Annotated in this window: 18 protein-coding genes; 6 read left to right on the top strand and 12 right to left on the bottom strand. The window is 68.2% G+C overall.

Annotated features, from left to right (window positions below; genetic code table 11):
• Positions 1-3: 3 nt before the first annotated feature.
• The 6 genes from C4U03_RS10430 to C4U03_RS10405 form a co-directional block, all read right to left on the bottom strand.
• Positions 4-1,530, bottom strand: a complete 1,527-nt coding sequence (locus tag C4U03_RS10430) for a class I SAM-dependent DNA methyltransferase (RefSeq protein ID WP_103937529.1) — start codon at positions 1,528-1,530, stop codon at positions 4-6.
• Positions 1,527-2,870, bottom strand: coding sequence for a restriction endonuclease subunit S (locus C4U03_RS10425; protein WP_103937528.1), 1,344 nt, complete (start codon positions 2,868-2,870; stop codon positions 1,527-1,529). The genes C4U03_RS10430 and C4U03_RS10425 overlap by 4 nt, the downstream gene beginning before the upstream one ends.
• Positions 2,867-3,070, bottom strand: a complete 204-nt coding sequence (locus tag C4U03_RS10420; RefSeq protein WP_103937527.1) for a hypothetical protein — start codon at positions 3,068-3,070, stop codon at positions 2,867-2,869. Before C4U03_RS10420 ends, C4U03_RS10425 begins: the two co-directional genes overlap by 4 nt.
• Before the next feature lie 452 nt (positions 3,071-3,522).
• Positions 3,523-3,858 carry a DUF397 domain-containing protein gene (locus C4U03_RS10415; protein ID WP_103937526.1) on the bottom strand — a complete coding sequence of 112 codons (336 nt, stop codon included), beginning with the start codon at positions 3,856-3,858 and terminating at the stop codon, positions 3,523-3,525.
• Positions 3,859-3,971: 113 nt separating this feature from the next.
• Positions 3,972-4,169, bottom strand: coding sequence for a DUF397 domain-containing protein (locus C4U03_RS10410; RefSeq protein ID WP_103937525.1), 198 nt, complete (start codon positions 4,167-4,169; stop codon positions 3,972-3,974).
• Positions 4,170-4,195: 26 nt separating this feature from the next.
• Positions 4,196-5,071: a helix-turn-helix domain-containing protein gene (locus C4U03_RS10405; protein WP_146087309.1), complete on the bottom strand. Its 876-nt coding sequence runs from the start codon at positions 5,069-5,071 to the stop codon at positions 4,196-4,198.
• Positions 5,072-5,373: 302 nt separating this feature from the next.
• On the opposite strand from C4U03_RS10405, the gene C4U03_RS10400 reads away from it, so the two are divergent.
• Complete coding sequence (locus C4U03_RS10400; protein WP_146087308.1) at positions 5,374-5,832, top strand: ATP-binding protein; 459 nt, start codon at positions 5,374-5,376, stop codon at positions 5,830-5,832.
• Positions 5,833-5,863: 31 nt separating this feature from the next.
• Positions 5,864-6,079, top strand: a complete 216-nt coding sequence (locus C4U03_RS10395) for a hypothetical protein (RefSeq protein WP_103937522.1) — start codon at positions 5,864-5,866, stop codon at positions 6,077-6,079.
• A 341-nt stretch (positions 6,080-6,420) separates the two neighbouring features.
• Here C4U03_RS10395 and C4U03_RS10390 read toward each other — a convergent pair whose 3' ends face one another.
• Positions 6,421-7,383: a GlxA family transcriptional regulator gene (locus tag C4U03_RS10390; RefSeq protein ID WP_103937521.1), complete on the bottom strand. Its 963-nt coding sequence runs from the start codon at positions 7,381-7,383 to the stop codon at positions 6,421-6,423.
• Positions 7,384-7,482: 99 nt separating this feature from the next.
• Here C4U03_RS10390 and C4U03_RS10385 point away from each other — a divergent pair, with 99 nt between their 5' ends.
• On the top strand, positions 7,483-7,890 hold the full coding sequence (locus C4U03_RS10385) for a hypothetical protein (protein WP_103937520.1): 408 nt from the start codon (positions 7,483-7,485) through the stop codon (positions 7,888-7,890).
• Between the two features lie 124 nt (positions 7,891-8,014).
• Here C4U03_RS10385 and C4U03_RS42935 read toward each other — a convergent pair whose 3' ends face one another.
• A complete protein-coding gene (locus C4U03_RS42935; RefSeq protein WP_407701422.1) occupies positions 8,015-8,746 on the bottom strand; it encodes a hypothetical protein in 732 nt (243 codons plus the stop codon).
• Positions 8,747-8,800: 54 nt separating this feature from the next.
• On the opposite strand from C4U03_RS42935, the gene C4U03_RS41725 reads away from it, so the two are divergent.
• The gene (locus C4U03_RS41725) at positions 8,801-8,932 is read left to right on the top strand and encodes a hypothetical protein (protein ID WP_407701421.1); all 132 of its coding nucleotides are present in this window, start codon (positions 8,801-8,803) and stop codon (positions 8,930-8,932) included.
• Positions 8,933-9,040: 108 nt separating this feature from the next.
• Here the strand turns inward: C4U03_RS41725 and C4U03_RS10375 are convergent, their stop codons facing one another.
• Positions 9,041-9,553, bottom strand: coding sequence for a hypothetical protein (locus C4U03_RS10375; RefSeq protein WP_103937518.1), 513 nt, complete (start codon positions 9,551-9,553; stop codon positions 9,041-9,043).
• A gap of 303 nt (positions 9,554-9,856) precedes the next feature.
• Between C4U03_RS10375 and C4U03_RS10370 the strand changes: the two genes are divergently transcribed.
• Positions 9,857-10,180 carry a PadR family transcriptional regulator gene (locus C4U03_RS10370; protein ID WP_235017764.1) on the top strand — a complete coding sequence of 108 codons (324 nt, stop codon included), beginning with the start codon at positions 9,857-9,859 and terminating at the stop codon, positions 10,178-10,180.
• Entirely contained in the window at positions 10,177-11,106 is a 930-nt protein-coding gene (locus C4U03_RS10365) for a hypothetical protein (protein WP_103937517.1), read from the top strand. The genes C4U03_RS10370 and C4U03_RS10365 overlap by 4 nt, the downstream gene beginning before the upstream one ends.
• Before the next feature lie 207 nt (positions 11,107-11,313).
• Here the strand turns inward: C4U03_RS10365 and C4U03_RS42435 are convergent, their stop codons facing one another.
• The 3 genes from C4U03_RS42435 to C4U03_RS10350 all read right to left on the bottom strand — a co-directional run bounded on the left by C4U03_RS42435 (position 11,314) and on the right by C4U03_RS10350 (position 16,046).
• Positions 11,314-11,685, bottom strand: coding sequence for a ClpX C4-type zinc finger protein (locus C4U03_RS42435; protein ID WP_103937516.1), 372 nt, complete (start codon positions 11,683-11,685; stop codon positions 11,314-11,316).
• An 86-nt stretch (positions 11,686-11,771) separates the two neighbouring features.
• Positions 11,772-15,278, bottom strand: coding sequence for a DEAD/DEAH box helicase family protein (locus C4U03_RS10355; protein WP_103937515.1), 3,507 nt, complete (start codon positions 15,276-15,278; stop codon positions 11,772-11,774).
• 147 nt (positions 15,279-15,425) lie between these two features.
• The gene (locus C4U03_RS10350; protein ID WP_103937514.1) at positions 15,426-16,046 is read right to left on the bottom strand and encodes an L-threonylcarbamoyladenylate synthase; all 621 of its coding nucleotides are present in this window, start codon (positions 16,044-16,046) and stop codon (positions 15,426-15,428) included.
• Positions 16,047-16,084: the final 38 nt, after the last annotated feature.

Raw genomic sequence — 16,084 nt, 5'->3', positions numbered from 1 at the left:
TGGTCAGTCTTCTTCGGGGGGCTGGTCGGGGTCGCCGGGCCGGTCCTTGGTCTGTTCGAGGGCTTCGGCGATGGCGGTGAACTCGGCGAGGGCGGCGGTGAGGTCCTCGACGATCTCGCGGGCGATGACGTCGGGCGGCAGGAGGCTGTCGGCGTCCTCCAGGCTCGGGTCCTTCAGCCAGGTGATGTCGAGGTTGACCTTGTCGCGGGCGATCAGCTCGTCGTAGGTGAACGGCTTGAACCGCTCGGTTTCCTCGCGGGTGTGGTGGGGCTCGCCAGGCCGGTAGCACGTGACGAAGTCGTCCAGGTGGGCGCGGGTGAGCCGGTTCTGCTTGAGGGTGAAGTGCTGGCCGGTACGGAAGTCGTACACCCACAGCGTGGAGGTCCAGGGCACGTCCGGCCGGGCGGGCTTCTTGTCGAAGAACAGCACGTTGGCCTTGACGCCACCGGCGTAGAAGATGCCGGTCGGCAGCCGCAGCAGGGTGTGCACGTCGAACTGCTTGAGCAGCCGCCGCCGGATCGTCTCCCCCGCCCCGCCCTCGAACAGCACGTTGTCGGGCAGCACGACGGCGGCGCGGCCGGGGATGCCGAGCATGGAGGCGATGTGCTGGACGAAGTTGAGCTGCTTGTTCTTGGTGGTGACCCAGAAGTCCTGCCGGGTGTACTCGATGTCCTCCCGGCCGGCCCGCCCGTCCTCGCCGACGACGGTGATGGACGACTTGCGGCCGAACGGCGGGTTGGCCAGGACCACGCTGGGATACAGGTGGGACGGCTCGGCCAGCGCGTCGCGGACCTCGATCAGTGAACGGCCGGTGGGCTTGCCGATGCCGTGCAGCAGCATGTTCATCGCCGCCAGCCGGGCCGTACCGTCCACCAGCTCGACCCCGCTGATGCCGCCCCCGGCGAGCCGGTCACGCTGCTCGGGCGTCAGGTCGCCGCTGTGGTGCCGCTGGATGTAGTCGTACGCCCCCAGCAGGAACCCGCCCGTACCGCAGGCCGGGTCGCAGACGGTGTCGTCCGGGCCGGGCCGGACGCAGTCCACCATGGCGGCGATCAGCTCACGGGGCGTGAAGTACTGCCCGGCCCCGGACTTGACGTCCTCGGCCCCCTTGGCGAGCAACTCCTCGTAGGCGTCGCCCTTCACATCGACGCCCTGGCTGGACCACTGCTCCTTGCCGATCAGGTCGGCGATCAGCTTTTTGAGCTTGGCCGGGTCCTGGATCCGGTTCTGCGCCTTGCGGAAGATGACCCCGAGCGTGTCCTTGCGCTGCCCGAACTCCCGCAGCACATGGTTGTAGGTGTCCTCCAGCTCCTGGCCATCGGCGTCCAACAGGGACTGCCAGGCGTCCCCCACCGGCTTGAGCGCCAGGTCCGGGAAGCTCTTCCGGTTGGCCCGCTCATGCCCCATCTTCAGGAACAGCAGGAACGTGAGCTGCTCCACGTAGTCGATCGTGGAGACCCCGTCGTCCCGCAGCACATCGCAGTAGTTCCACAGCTTCGCGACCAGCCGCCGCGTCTCCGGAGTGCTCACAGCAACGTCTCTTTCTGAGGTGCCTTCTCGCCCTTGCCCCGCCGCGCCCGCCGTACGGGCTGCCCCGCCGCCCGCTCGGCCCGAATCCGCTCCAGCAACACCGAGGCGGGCTCATCCGCCGGATCCTGCTCCACCAACCGCCCCGCGAACGCCTCCGCCAGCAGCGCCCGCCGCAGGTGCTCACTCTTGTGTTCTGAAGTCGCAAGAGCGTTAGAAAAACGCTCCACTGTTTGAGCAGTCTCAGCGAAGTCAGCAAGCAGGTCCTCTTGAACCTCCCGCGAGGGAACAGGAATGTTGAGCATTCTCAGTTTCTCCTGTGGCAAATGCTTAATCGTCGTCCCGGTGAACATCCCGACGGCACGGCCGTTGCGGATCGATTCCTCGATCATCAGAGCCAGCCATTCCGAGGTTATCCGATCTCCAGGACGAATCCGATGTAGCGCCTTTTGGTAAGTCATTAGCTCGTACCCACCTGGCCATATGGCGCAACGCCCAGGCTCCCCACCCTCACAGACAAGCAAGTCACCCTCTCGGAGGGAGAACTTGGTGCGCTGCTCCTCAGGCATTGGCACAGTCTCGATATTGGCCAGATCAAATGAACCCCACCGAACATTTATATTCCGCAAGTAGGGGGTTGGCTCCCCTTCGTTCCGCTTGGAGTCCAGCATCTTGCCCAGGCTTGTTGTGGCTATCGTCCCGAGCGGAAGAAGCTCTGCTTTACACTGAAGGGCTCGTTGGCGCAGCGCCTGGAGTGCAGATCTTCGCAGTAGAGGTATGCGGGCACCAGCAGTGGAACATCCAGCCGTAGCCGCGTCGAGGTGAGAGAGGTGGTCTTCGAGGGCGGCGACGATGCGGCGTTGCTCAGCGAGTGGAGGGACAGGGAATTTAAGATCCATGAGACGTTTCGTCTCTATGGAGGCTACTGTTGTTCCCGATTTTCGGCAGTTACGAAGGATATATTTCTCCAGCGAACGAAGCCCCCAGGACAGCCATCGCGCATCAAGCCAGGGCCCTGGAGAAATTGCCTTCATGTCCTGATTGAGCGTTACAGCAAAGGACACCAGGCCAATGGGAACTTTGCGCTCCAAGATCCCTGATCGAACAACGACTGCAACAGAATTCTCGGGAACTACGCGCACGGGCGAATTTTGAACCGCAACTTCGGTGATGTGATCTCGCGTTCCCGAGATGACATCGGCATTCATGTCCTTAGGGGACAGCCAAGGAACCGTGCCATCATCCCAGAATTCTGGATTGGACTTCGAGGGGGTGCCGCCGCCATACCATGTGCCCAATTCGCACAGAGGGAGGCGGATCCAGCCGGAGGGAAGGTTTGTCATGCAGTGAGGTTCCGGTTCGGGTCGGTGCGGAGGGTGGCGGCCTGGTCGTCGCCGAAGGTGAGCAAGAAGCCGTCGATGCCACTGCGGTCAGTGGAGGGGGGCCTGTCCGGCTCGGCGGGGGTGATGGCCGCGTTGTGGATGTGGTCGAGTCCCCACCGTTGGTTTGTGGTGAAGGTGGCCCCTACCTGCTGTTGCTTCACAAATCAGGCAGCGTAGCGCTCCCCTATGACGGTGTGGTGTGGTTCGGGCAGTTTTCCATGGCTATCCGTCGCATCGTCCGGCGGTGTTGCGGGCCGCGTTCGCGTCTGCGTGCCAGGTGGAACTGCGCGAGGTGCTGGCGGAGGTGGTCGGGCCGGGTCTGGTAGGGATGCGGTGATCAGGCAAACGGCGTGATCAGGCTGGCCTGGATGAGCGGTTGCCGCCATCCGGGCCGGCCTCTACTGCGGCAGCTGGATACCTTCGCCGGGTCTCGTGACCGCCGTGCCTTCGGCGATCTTGACGTTATCGTCGTCTGAACGCGGTTCGGAGCGCAATAACGTCAAGATCGGCGGGAGCTGGGAGTGGACACGGTGGGCGTTGGGGGACGCCGCACTACGTGGACGACGCCGGGGAGTAGGGCGGAGGGCGGTGGTCCTGCTACCGGGTGTGATGGTCAGGCGGTCAGCTTGTCGTGCTTGAGGTGGGCCAGGAGGGCGGCGAAGGCTTCGGCCGGGACGGTGAGGTGTTCGGCGTCGGGATTCTTGGAGTCGCGCAGGCCGATGACGGCATCCAGCCGAGCCGCCTCGACGCAGTCTCCGCCGGTGTTGCCGCTGTGGCTGCTCTTGTGCCAAACGGCAGCGTTCAGCCGGGCGACCTCGACGCACTCACCACCGTTGTTGCCGCTGTAGCTGCTCTTGCGCCAGACGGCAGCGTTCAGCCGGGCGACTTCGACGCAGTTACCGTTTCCGCCGCTGTGGGTGCTCTTGCGCCAGGTGGTGGGGCGGGTCATGGCGGCTCCCTCATGTGGGCGGACGCGCGGTCGCGTTCAGTGTGAGGGAGCGACGGGCCGCCGTCACCCCCTCAAACCCGCCAAGGATGGGCAGGTTTGAGGGGTGTAACCCGTCAGGCGGTCGGCCCGCCCTGCTTGAGGTGGGTCAGGAGGGCGGCGAAGGTCTTGGCCGGGACGGTGAGGTGTCCGGCATCGGGGTTCTTGGAGTCGCGCAGGCCGATGGCGGTGCCTAGCTGGGCGACCTCGACGCAGGCACCGCCGTTGTTGCCGCTGCGGCTGCTCTTACGCCACGTGGCGGTGAGGAGGTCCATGGCAGGGTCTCCTTCTGCTCGGATGGTCATCGGGTCAACTCTGCGGCCACTTGCTGAATGAACTCGACAGTCTGCTCCGGTCCGAGCGCCCGGGCACGCAAGTGGTCAAATACCAGGCTATACCGCTCAACCTCGTCGGTCTTCTGGGAGTAGACACCGCCAGTCTGGAGTTCCACGTAGACCTTGTCCGGGTTGCCCTCGTCAGGGAACCGCATCAGGTAGAACGAGCCCAGCATGGCGGCATGTTCACCTGCATCGAATGGCAACACCTGGAGCGTGACGTTGCGTGTCCTGGCCAGCTTGACGAGGTGATCGAGCTGTTCGCGCATGACTTCCGGGCCACCGACCGTTCGACGGATGACCGCCTCGTTCAGTACTACCCAGAGGTTGAGCGGGGCCTCGCCCGCCAGCCGGGCCTGCCTGTTCATCCGGACGGCGATCTTCTCTTCGATCTCCTCATCGGAGTCGAGAATTGGCGCGGTAGACATGATGGCTCGTGTGTACGCCTCGGTCTGCAGGGTGCCCGGCACGAGTTCTGACTCGTACTCGCGCACCTCGGACGCGGACGCCTCCAGGACGACGTACACCTGAAACCACTCGGGGATAGCACCGGAGTAGCGGTGCCACCAGTCGGGCTCGCGGGCCTGCCGGGCGAGTTCGAGCAGCACCTCAGCCTTGGCGTCATCGATCTCGTACAGCTTGATCAGCCGCTTGACGTCGCGGGCCAGGATGCGGCTTTTGTCGTTCTCGATCCGGTAGAGCTTGCTCTCGGACCAGCCCATCTCCTCGGCCACGGCCGGCCAGGTGAAGCCCGCCCGTTCTCGCAATATCCGCAGCTCAGCGGCCAGTCGGCTGCTCGCGACGGTCGGTATGTGTCTGCCTTGCGCCATGGCTCCGCTCATCACCACCAGTCATATGACAGGTTTCAAACAATCCCTTGCGTGCTCGGATCGCTACGTGCATCCTAGCGAGTAGCAGAACGCTTGCGGACTGTAATGGCGGAAATCGCTCATCGCAGACATTGGGTCGTGAGGTGGATGCCGCTCAGAAGCCGCCGCGCGACCGGGTTACGGATTCCTGGCCTGGCCCGGTCGCGCGGCTCTACCCCCTTGAAGGAGGTACCGATGAGAGTACTGCCGATCGGTGTGCGGGCGGCCGCGTACCCGCTCGCCCGCCGGGTGGGCCGGGTCCAGGCGGCGGGCCGGTGAGCGGCGCGGTGGCCGGGGTGGACCCGAAGGTCCCGGTCGAGTTGCGGATGCCCATGGCGGCCTCCCCGGCCAGCGTCGGGCTGGCCTGGACCCTGGTCGAGCAACGGCTGCTGAGCTGGGGGCTGGGCGAGGACGCGCGCTACGACGCCCATCTCATCCTGGCCGAACTGATGGCCAACGCCATCGCGGTCACCCCGGCGGCCGGGTGCATCACCGTGTACTGCCGCCGGGACGTGGCCGGGATCGCCCTCGGGGTCGGCGACCCCGATCCCGGTCTCCCCCACAACCCCGCGCCGGTGACCGAACTGCAGCCGGGCGACCTGGACCTGCGTCCCGAGCACTTCGACGACAACGGCGGCTGGGGCCTGACCATCGTCACCGCGCTCGCCGCCACCTGCGGCGTCACCCCACTGCCCGACGGCGGCAAGGTCGTCTGGGCGAGGTTGAAGCCATGACCGGCGCCCCCCGGCCCGGACGGGGACCACGATGAAAGCCCTCCCCGACCTGGCCCCCATCATCGGCACGCTCCTCGCCTACGGCGGGCTCTGCCTGCTGACCGGCCTGACGCTCGGCTACCTGCTGGGCACCACCCGCCGCGAACGACGGCTCACCGCCCCGTTCCGCCCACGGCCCGGCCGGCACGCCCGACCACCGGCCCACCGCCGGGTGGGGAGAGGACACCCGGCGGCGGGCCGGTTCTAACCCGCGCCCCCACCACCCAACCCCCGGCCACCCCAGAACAGCGGCGGCGCGGTGCCCTCTTCCCCCTTCGGGCACCGCGCCGCCGCCCACCCCCACCACCCCGGCCACAAGGCCCGGCCGTGGCTCGGAGCCGTGGACGCCATGGCCACCGAGCCCGGTGAGGCTCCGGCGGGATGGCACCTCGTTCGGTGCCGTACCGAAGGGCAAAACAGCCGTCACTGCGCCGGTCTGCCGACTGAACGTGGTCCGCTCGATGCCCTGGCTCTCGGCGAGCGCGGTGAGCCGGTGGTCTGTCACGGCGTTGATGTGGCGGTCTTCGACCTCGCCGCGCTCATCGGCGCCTAGGTGGACGACTGGGTCAGGCGATACTGCGAAGGCGGGATGCCGTAATGGGCGACGAACGCCTGGCGCAGCGTCTCGGTCGTCCCGAATCCGCAGCGGGCCGCCACACCGGTCATGGGCAGGGTGGTGGAGGCCAGGAGGTGGGCGGCGGCCTCGGTGCGGGCCTGGCGGACGAAACGGCCCGGTGTCCGGCCCAGATGCTTCAGGAACAGCCGGGTCAGGTGCCGTTCGCTCACGCCCGCGAGGGCCGCCAGCCCGGCCGTGCTCAGGTCGGCGTCCAGGTGGGCCGTGATGTGGTCGACGATCTGCCTGACCAGGCCGTCGCTCGGCGGCGGGGCGGCGGTGAACATGCTCATCTGGGCCTGGTTGCCCGGTCGCTGTAGGTAGGTCACCAGGTGCCTGGCCACCCACCGGGCCGTCTCGACGCCGTGGTCCTCCTCGATGAAGGCCAAGGTGAGATCCAGGGCGCTGGTGACCCCGGCGGCCGTGGCGACGTTCCCGTCCCGGATGAAGATCGGATCGGCGTCGACGACGACCTCGGGATGGCGGACCGCCAGGTCCTGCGCCTCCCGCCAGTGGGTGGTGACGCGCCGGCCGTTCAGCAGACCCGCGGCGGCCAGGATCCAGGCTCCCGTGCACACCGAGGCGACACGGCGGCTCTCGCGCGCCAGGCGGCGGACGTGGGCGACGATCAGCCGGTCGGCGGCGGCCGCCTCATGTCCGATCCCGCCCGACACCATGAGCGTGTCCAGCGGCCCGGTGATCCGTTCGAGGGCCTCCTGGGCCTGGAGCGTCAGCCCGCTGGCACAGGTGATGGGGTGCCCGCCCGGCGTGGCCAGGCATACCTCGTACGGTGGTGCCGCACCGTGCAGGTTCGCGCCGATCAGGCTTGAGGTCACGCAGGCGATGTCCAGCAGTTCCGCCGCGTCGTACCCGACGATGACGAACCGGCGTACGGCCATGCCCAGGACTCTAGGCCGAAAAGACAGGGATCCCAAGTTTCCGGACCTGCCTGCCGCATCCGCCTGGGCCTGCCGCCGTCACGGCAGCACAGTGAGATCATGACCCAGATCGCACGGAACACCCGCCGCCCATGGCTCCGATTCGCCTGGCACTACCTTGAGATGGTCATCGCCATGTTCGTCGGGATGGCCGTTCTCGGGCTGCCCCTGGCCGCCGCCGGGGTCAGTTTCTCCCACGAACGCAACCCCGAGCCGGCCTACCTGCTGATGGCGTTCACCATGTCCGTGGGCATGGCCGCGATCATGCGCTACCGCGGCCACGGTTGGCCCGCCACCCTGGAGATGTGCGCGACGATGTTCGCCCCGGCCCTGCCGCTGTTCCCCCTGCTGTGGCTGGACGTCATCGACGCCGAGGCCCTGATGCTCCTGGCGCACGTGGCGATGTTCCCCCTCATGCTCGCCGTCATGCTGCGGCGCCGTACCGAGTACACCGGATGCGCCACCTGACCCGGCCACGGCACCGACGGAGATGGCCGGTGCACGTGGGGGTCAGGGTGGGCCGGCGGCCGATGGGGGCTGGCCGGGGGTGCCGTTTGGTGCAGTGGCGGATGTGGCCGCGGGCCATGCCGGGTCAGTGGGGACCGCTCTTATGGCCCCCTTGGTAGGCGGGTCGGCGTGGTGGTTTGGTGAAGACGTTGAACGGCGCGGCGAAAACGGCCGCGAGAAGAGCCGGTGACGCCCCGGCGTTCAAGAAGACCAGCACGGCGGCCACAATGGTTGACGCGATTCCGATGATCCACACGGCAAACGCCGTGCGCAGTGCCCGTTGCGGGTTTCGATTTCTCAGTGCCGCGACAGCTGCACTCGCACAGATGGTCGAACAGCCCAGTGCCGCCACGGCCGCGGCGAGAACCGGCACGAAAGCGATCGGAATCTGATCCGGTTGCGAAACCGCCAGAGAGACAACGAAGACCGATACGGCCGCGAGCGTGGAATGCTGGAAGAACTGGAGCCACTGCGGTGCCCGGTTGGCGTTCCCGTTGAATGAGGGCTCACGGTGATTCGAGGGGGATGTCATGTCAGAGGTCACTCGATATTCGCTGGAGCGTGTTCTGGCTGATGATTCGAAGGTGATGTCGGACGGTGGGCCCTCAGGAAGGAAGACCGACCGCCGAAGGCTGCCGAAACGGGCGTTCGCACCCTTGAGTATCGCATTCGAGATGGCCTCCAGGGCCGCGAGGTCGAAGGTCTCCTGCGGGAGTCGCTCACGCCACGTGCCACGCAGGCGGAACGACGACGACAAGCCGTCATCCGCCACCAGGACCTCGATGCTTCCGGTGCTGTCGGTGCTGTCGGTGCCCACCGCCGAAGCGGGCTCGGCCGTCGCAAGAGGCTGTTCAACCGGCACCACGCCCAAGTGCGCGCCGTCGGCGAGCAAGGAGCCGCCACGCTCAAGCGTTGGCACATCCTGCGGAAGGCCCGTTGTTCGCCAGCCCGGATCACCACCATCGTCCAGGCGATCATCACCCTGCACCACCACACCGCCTGATGTTGGGAACAGCTCGCTGCTCTACCTCGACCGGTGAGCCCTCAGCCCCAGCAGGTAGACGATGGGACCGCGGCGGCGGTGTCCATGGTTTTCAGCCCGGGGCCGCCCTCACTGGGGCGTGGGGCGGTTCCCCGGCCAGGGGGTCGTGGTCGCTACGAAGGTTTTGCCGCCGTAGAGGGACTGGTAGTGGATCTCCACCTGGAGTCGTACGGTGATCAGTTCCCAGAACCAGGAATGCCGCTCGTCCTCGAAGTCGTCAAGTCGCAGGAGGAAGGCTTCGTGGCCGACCGGCAGGGCGGCGCCGTCGGTGAGGGTGGTGACCCTCGGCTGGATCGGAAATCCGTCCGTCACCTGCCGGTAGGTCGGCAGGTTCCACCCCCCGACCGGGTTTCCGTCCAGCCTGACCAGCGTCTTGGTGATGATCGCGGGCCCGAGACCGCAGTTCACGACCCGCAGCCCGGCGGGTACGTCGTTCAGCAGTTTCGTTCGCCGCAGTTGCAGTATGGGTCGTACCGAATGGCGGTTGTGCTGCCGGGTCATCCGGGTTTCCGTGACGGAGACGGCGAGGGAGCCTAGGGCGATCACAACGGCGCAGACGGCGGTCACGGTATTGGCGTCCATCGATTCCCTCCCGGGGCCACGGCACCTTTGCCGAGTTGGACCGGTGGAGATCGTCCCTGGTTCCCGGATTCCGGCGGCGCTGCGTGAGAGAGCGCGGGTCCGCGCGTTCCCTGCGATGGCCGGCCACCTGCCGTACAGGGTCTGCAGCCAGGTCCGGCGATGGGTCAGGTCGAGCGTGGTGGTCGATGTGGCGGGTGGACCGGGACATCGACGGGGCGTCCCGACGGCGCTCGATCGACGCGTTCCTTGCGATACTTCGAGTGTCGATATATGGTCCCGGCCATGGCAAAACGATCACCACTGATGAGCGAGGCGACGTACCACATCCTCGCCGCGCTCCTGGAGGGCCCGCTGCACGGGTACGGGATCATCAAACGCACACAGGAGCTGTCCGGCGGGCGGGTGCGGCTCGCCGTCGGCACCCTCTACGGGGCTCTCGACCGGATGACGGGCGACGGGCTGATCGCGGTGGATCGGGAGGAGACGGTCGACGGCCGGCAGCGTCGCTACTTCCGGATCACCGACGAGGGGCATCGGGCGGTGTCGCAGGAGGCGGCCCGCATGGCACGGGCGGCTGAGATCGTCCGAGGCCGGATGGTCGCCCGCCCGGGGACGGCGCCGGCATGAGCGCCGAGGTCACTGCGGGCCACGGGCCGCGCCGCTCCCCGCTGGAGCGGCGTTATGAGGCGCTGCTGCGGATCTATCCGGCCGCCTTCCGGGACAGGCACGGCGCCGACATCATCGGCACGCTCATGGAGACGTCCACGCCCGGCCGGCGCGTTCCCTCGCCGCGGGAGACGGCCTCCCTCATCCGGGAGGGGCTGGCCGCACGGGCACGGCAGGCGACCGAGAGTCCGGTGCGCTGGTGGGCCGACGGCCTGCACCTGGGCGTGCTGATCCTCGCCGTCGTCCACCTGGTCCATGTCGGCGCCGACATCGTCCTGCAAGGACGCTCCTCCTGGCCGTGGGTCGCCGTCTCGATGGCCCTCACGCTCGCGCTGCTGCGCGGCCGGCTCTGGGCGGCCCTGCCGCTCGCGCTGGGGTCGGCATTCGTGGTGAGCCGCGCGATGCTGTTCGGGTACGCCGCTTCAGCGGACTGGCCCCTGCTGAGCAACGCGACCGTCTACCACAGCTGGATATCGCTGACACCGTACTGGCTGATGGCGGCCGGGGTCGTCGTGCTGGCGGCCCGGCGGTCCCGCGAGTTGCAGCCCCGTTCCTGGTGGTGGCTCGCCCTTCCGGTGGCGACGTTCGCCGGGGACGCGCTGCTCGGCGTCGATCTCTACTCCGAACTCGGATCGCTGGGCAGGGCAGGGCTGGAGGGCGGGCTGCTGCTCGCCGGGATCTGGGTCACCACGGTCACCCGCAGCCCGCGCTGGGCCCTGGCCGCCGCGATCTACGTACTGCCCGGCGAGTTGTCCACGATCGCCGACCTGCCACAGACGCTGAAGAGCCCCATGGTCACGGCCTACTGGGCCGTGCTGGCCGTGCTGCTGCTCGCCATGGCCTGGATCGCCTCGCGGGTACGAACCGACACCGGAAGCGGAGCCTGAACCTCAAGGCGGGCCAGGGCGGTGGTGGCGAGCGGGGGCGGCACCGCCGCCTACAGGGAGGCGGGGGCGGCGCCGGGGTCGGGTCGGCGGACGGCGCGATCCCGGTGTGACCGGTGACCAGTAACCAGGCGCAGGCGAGCACGAACACGGCCATGCCGGTGCCTGTCATCAGCACGGCGGACGGCCTCCGTCGGGATTCGGTGCGGGTCACTCCTCACCGGAGAAGCGTTCCCAGGCGGACTGGCGGGTGATCCCGAGTGCGGCGCCGATCCTGCTCCAGGTGACGCCGCGGCGGCGCAGCTCCAGCACCCACGAGCGCAGGTCGGCCTCGGCCTGGTCGATGTGCGCGGCGACGCGCGGGATGTGGCTCAGCATCTCCTCGTCGGTCAGCGCCTGCCAGACGGGGGCGCGCGGTCCGGCCGGCTTGGCGGGGCTGCCCTCGATGATCGACGCGGCCAGGGCCACGCACTCGTCGCAGATGTGCACTCCAGCGCCGGCGACCAGCTTGGCGACCTCGGTGTCCGGCTTGCCGCAGAAGGAGCACCGGATGAGCTCGGTCAGGGTGTCGGGTGACGTCATGACGTACTCCCAGATTGTCAGGATTTCCCTGACACACTAGGGCGTCAGGGACACCCTGACAATCTGCCGGGGACGGCCGGTACCGGTCAGGCGGTGAGGTTCCGGTTGAGGTCGGACAGGAGGGTTTCGGCGTCGGCGTCGCCGAAGGCGTGCAGGAAGCCGTCGATGCCGCCGCGGTCGGTGAAGGGGGGCTTGTCGAGTTCGGTGTGGTCGATGGCGGCGTGGGTGATGACCACGTCGCGGATGTGGTCCAGCCACCACCGCTGGTCGGCGGTGAAGACGACCCCGGCCTGCCGCTGTCTGGCGAGCCAGGCGGCGTAACGTTCCTCCACGACGGCGCGGTGCGGTGTGGGCTGGGAGTCCAGGCCCAGCTCGAAACGGATGAGGCCGATCAGGTCGATCGGGCCGTGCCCCGTACCGGACTTGTCGGCGGCCAAGCCGAGGCGTTCATACGCCTTCCACAGCTCCGCGGGCGTCCACTCGTGCGGGGGACGGGCGATACGGGCGGCCAGTTCCTTGAGCTTCGCGTAGGCGGTGCGGCCCGACTCGCCGCTGCGGTAGGCGACCTCGATGGTGGTGATCTCATCGCGGTGTTCGTCCAGGTAGGCCCGCCAGGACGTGACGACCTCCTGGGCGCGCAGCTTCGGGTCCTGGGCGGCGGCCTCGATGAGGGTGTCGGGGTTGACCTCGTCCCAGTAGACGTCGTGGGCGCGGCGGATCTCCAGCAGGCGCCGCCTGAGCTCGCGGTTTTCGGCCAGGGGGCGGACGGCCCGCACCACCAGATCGTGCACGGCGTTCTTGCCGCCGGCCTCGTGGGCCTTCTGGAGGGCGTCGGGATCGGCGCAACTCGACACCGAGGCGATCACCTCGGCGAGCGGGCGGCCGGCCAGGTTCTCCAGTTCGGCGCGCTCGTCCGGGGTGATCTGCTTGTTGAGGCGGGCGAGGCGGCCGGCGAGGGTGGACGCCTCGTCGGGGCTGATGGTCAGGTTGCCGGCCTTGTTGAGGAGGGCCTCCAGGCTGACCTGCCGGTCACTGTGCTGGACGAGCGGGGTGGCGTCCACCCGGGGCGAGTCGGTGACGCCGACGGCGTCGACGAGGACGAAGCGGGTCTTGGCGTCGGTGTCCGGGGTGACCTGCCTGAGCTCGGCCGGGTCAACGGTACGGGCCCCCCTGCCCTTCATCTGCTCGAACAACGCCCAGCTCTTGACCTCGTTGAGGAAGAACACGCACTCCAGCGGGCGGATGTCGGTACCGGTGGCGATCATGTTGACGGTGACGGCGATCCGCAGGTCCGGAGAGTTGCGGAAGGCGGCGATCAGGGCGTCCGGATCGGCGGCCTTGTAGGTGATCTTCTGGCAGAAGTCGTTGCCCTTGCCGAACACCGTCCGGGTCATCTCGACGATCTCCTGGGCGTGGTTGTCGTCCACGGCGAAGATCAGCGTCTTGGGCACATAGGTCCGGCCGGGGAAGATCTCGGTGAACAGCCGGTCGCGGAAGGTCTGCAGCACCAGCCGGAGCTGGCCGGTGCTGATCACCTTGCGGCCGAGCTGGGAGCCGGTCCAGGTCAGGTCGTCGTCCAGTTCCTCGTACCGCTTGCGGCGGGTGGGCCGGCTCATGATCGGCACGATGGTGCCGCGGTCGATGGTGGCGCCGCTTTCGGCGTGCTCGGTGCGGATGCGGTAGACGTCGAAGTCGACGTTGACCGCGTCGGCCACCGACTCGCGGTAGGTGTACTCGCTGACCAGGTTCTGGTGGAAGAACCCGAACGTCTGCTTGACCGGGGTGGCGGTCAGCCCCACCAGGTAGGCGTCGAAGTACTCCAGCACCTGTCGCCACACCCCGTAGATCGAGCGGTGGCACTCGTCCACGATGATCAGGTCGAACGTCTCCGGCGGTAGGTCGGCGCTGTAGTCCACCTCGACCACGTCGCTGGTGGCGTAGGAGTCGAACGCCTCGTCCTCGACGTCCGGGTCCACCGGCTCGCCACGCAACCTGGCGTGCAGGCGCTGCACGGTGGAGATCACGACCTTGGTCGAGTCCTTCATCGCGGCGGCGCCGAGGCGTTCGACGTTGTACAGGTCGGTGAACTTGCGGCCGTCGTCGGGGGTGACGAAGTTGTCGAACTCGGTGTACGCCTGCTTGCCCAGGTTGTTGCGGTCCACCAGGAACAGCACCCGCCGCGCCTTGGCGTACCTCAGCAGCCGGTAGATCTGGGTGACCGCCATGTAGGTCTTGCCCGCCCCGGTGGCCATCTGGATCAGCCCGCGCGGCTCGTCGCGGGCCAGCGAGGTCTCCAGCCCGGTGATGGCGCGGACCTGGGCGGCGCGCAGGCCCCTGGTGTCCAGCGGCGGCAGCCCCCGCAGCCGAGCGCGCAGGGTGGGGGCGTCGGGCTCGCCGTCCGCGTCCCGCATCCAGCGGGACAGGGTCCGCGGCTGGTGGAAGGAGAACACCCGGCGGGCGCGCGGGGCCGGGTCGAGGGTGTTGGTGAAGTGCGTCTCGACCGCCGTGGTCTCGTACCGGAACGGCAGCGGGATCCGCCAGGCGGCGAACTGCTGGGAGGCGGTCAGGGAGTCGGCGTAGCGGGCCGACTGGGCCTCCACCGGGGACAGGATCGTGCCCTCCCGCTTGGCCTCGATCACCCCGACCAGCTTCTGGTCCACGTACAGCAGGTAGTCGGCCACACCGTCGGCCGTTGCGACCTCGCGGACGGCCACGCCGTCGGCGGCGAACAGATTGACGGCATCGGCGTCCTGGACGGCCCAGCCGGCCAGCCGCAGCATCTCGTCCACCCGCGTGCGGACCTCGGCCTCGGTCAGCGGCTCACCGGCCGCCCGCTGGGCACGCGCGATGAAGGCGTCCCGGTGAGCGGGCTTCACCTTCTGGGCGCGTTCCAGCTCCGCCGCGAACCGCGCCTGGGCCTCCTTGAGCCTCCGGTCGGTCTGCTCCACCAAGGCGCGCAGTTCGTCCCGGGCGGTCTGCACCCGGACCAGCTCCTGCTCTGCCTGGCGGCGGGCGCGGGCCTCGGCCTCCAGCCTGGAGAGCTGGCCGTCCCGGTGCACCATCACCTCGGTCAGCCGCTCGCGGTGGCGGGTCAGCTCCCGGCGCAGCTCCTCCAGTTCGGCGCGTTCGGCGGACGTCTCCGAGGCCCGTGCGGCCGGGTCGGGCGGCGGGACGAACCCCTGTGGGGCGCCCTCGCCGGTCACCGCCCGGTGGAACCAGACCCCCAGCTCGAAACACGTACGCACGCACGACAGGGCCGCCCGCACATCGCCCCAGTGAGAATGGACGGCCCGATTACCCGAAATACGGACATGGTCGAATGCCTGGCGGATGCTGGGGACCAGCACCCCCGCATCGGTGAGCGCTGCGATCCGGGCGTCCTGAGTGGTGCCGCGCACCCGCGTCTGCGTGCGCTTGACCAGCATTTTCGCCAGCGTCTCGGTGAACCTGCGGGCCTTGGCCAGGGCCGCGTCCGGATCGCTGTACAGATACGACTCGGCAGCGGCCCCGTCCATCACCAGCAGCGGCTCGTGGCGCAGCAGGAAGCCGAAATTACGTGACCGTTTCGCCAGTTCGTCGATGGGCTCCGCCATGTCCCCTCAGCACCCCTGGAAGTTACGCAGAACGTTGCAGAATATCGGAATGCGCAGATTCTGCCCAGTGAGTTGAGGGGATCGGCCCCAAGCCCGCCTCGTCCGACCTTCAGGCCGGGCGAGGCGGGCCGAAGGCCGGGGAGCGCGTCATTCGAAGAGGGACGGGTCTCCGGTGCCCCGGCGGAGGATCTCGGCCTCCCCCTGGGAGAAGTCGACGACCGTGGTGGGCACGGCGCCGCACTCGCCGGAGTCGAGCACGGCGTCCACCACGTGGTCGAGCCTTTCCTTGATCTCCCAGCCCTGGGTCAGGGGCTCCGTCTCGCCGGGCAGCAGCAGGGTGCTCGACAGCAGCGGCTCGCCGAGTTCGGCCAGCAGCGCCTGCACGACCACATGATCGGGGATCCGCACGCCCACGGTCTTCTTCTTGGGGTGCAGCAGCCGGCGCGGCACCTCCTTCGTCGCCGGCAGGATGAACGTGTAGCCGCCGGGGGTCGCCGCCTTGATCGAGCGGAACAGCGCGTTGCTGATCTGGACGAACTGGCCGAGCTGCGCGAAGTCCTTGCACACCAGGGTGAAGTGGTGGCGGTCGTCGAGGTGGCGGATCTCCTTGATCCGGTCGATGCCCTCCCTGTTGCCCAGCCGGCAGCCGAGCGCGAAGCACGAGTCCGTCGGGTACGCGATCAGCCCGTCCGCGCGCAGCAGGTCCACCGTCTGACGGAGCGCCCGCGGCTGCGGGTTGTCCGGATGCACATCGAAGTACTTCGCCATGCGTCCCAGCCTAGAAGCGGACGCTCCCGGCAACGACC

The sequence above is a fragment of the Thermomonospora echinospora genome, assembly GCF_900108175.1.
GTDB classification, from domain to species: domain Bacteria; phylum Actinomycetota; class Actinomycetes; order Streptosporangiales; family Streptosporangiaceae; genus Thermomonospora; species Thermomonospora echinospora.
This window is presented reverse-complemented; position numbering and strand designations above follow the sequence as displayed.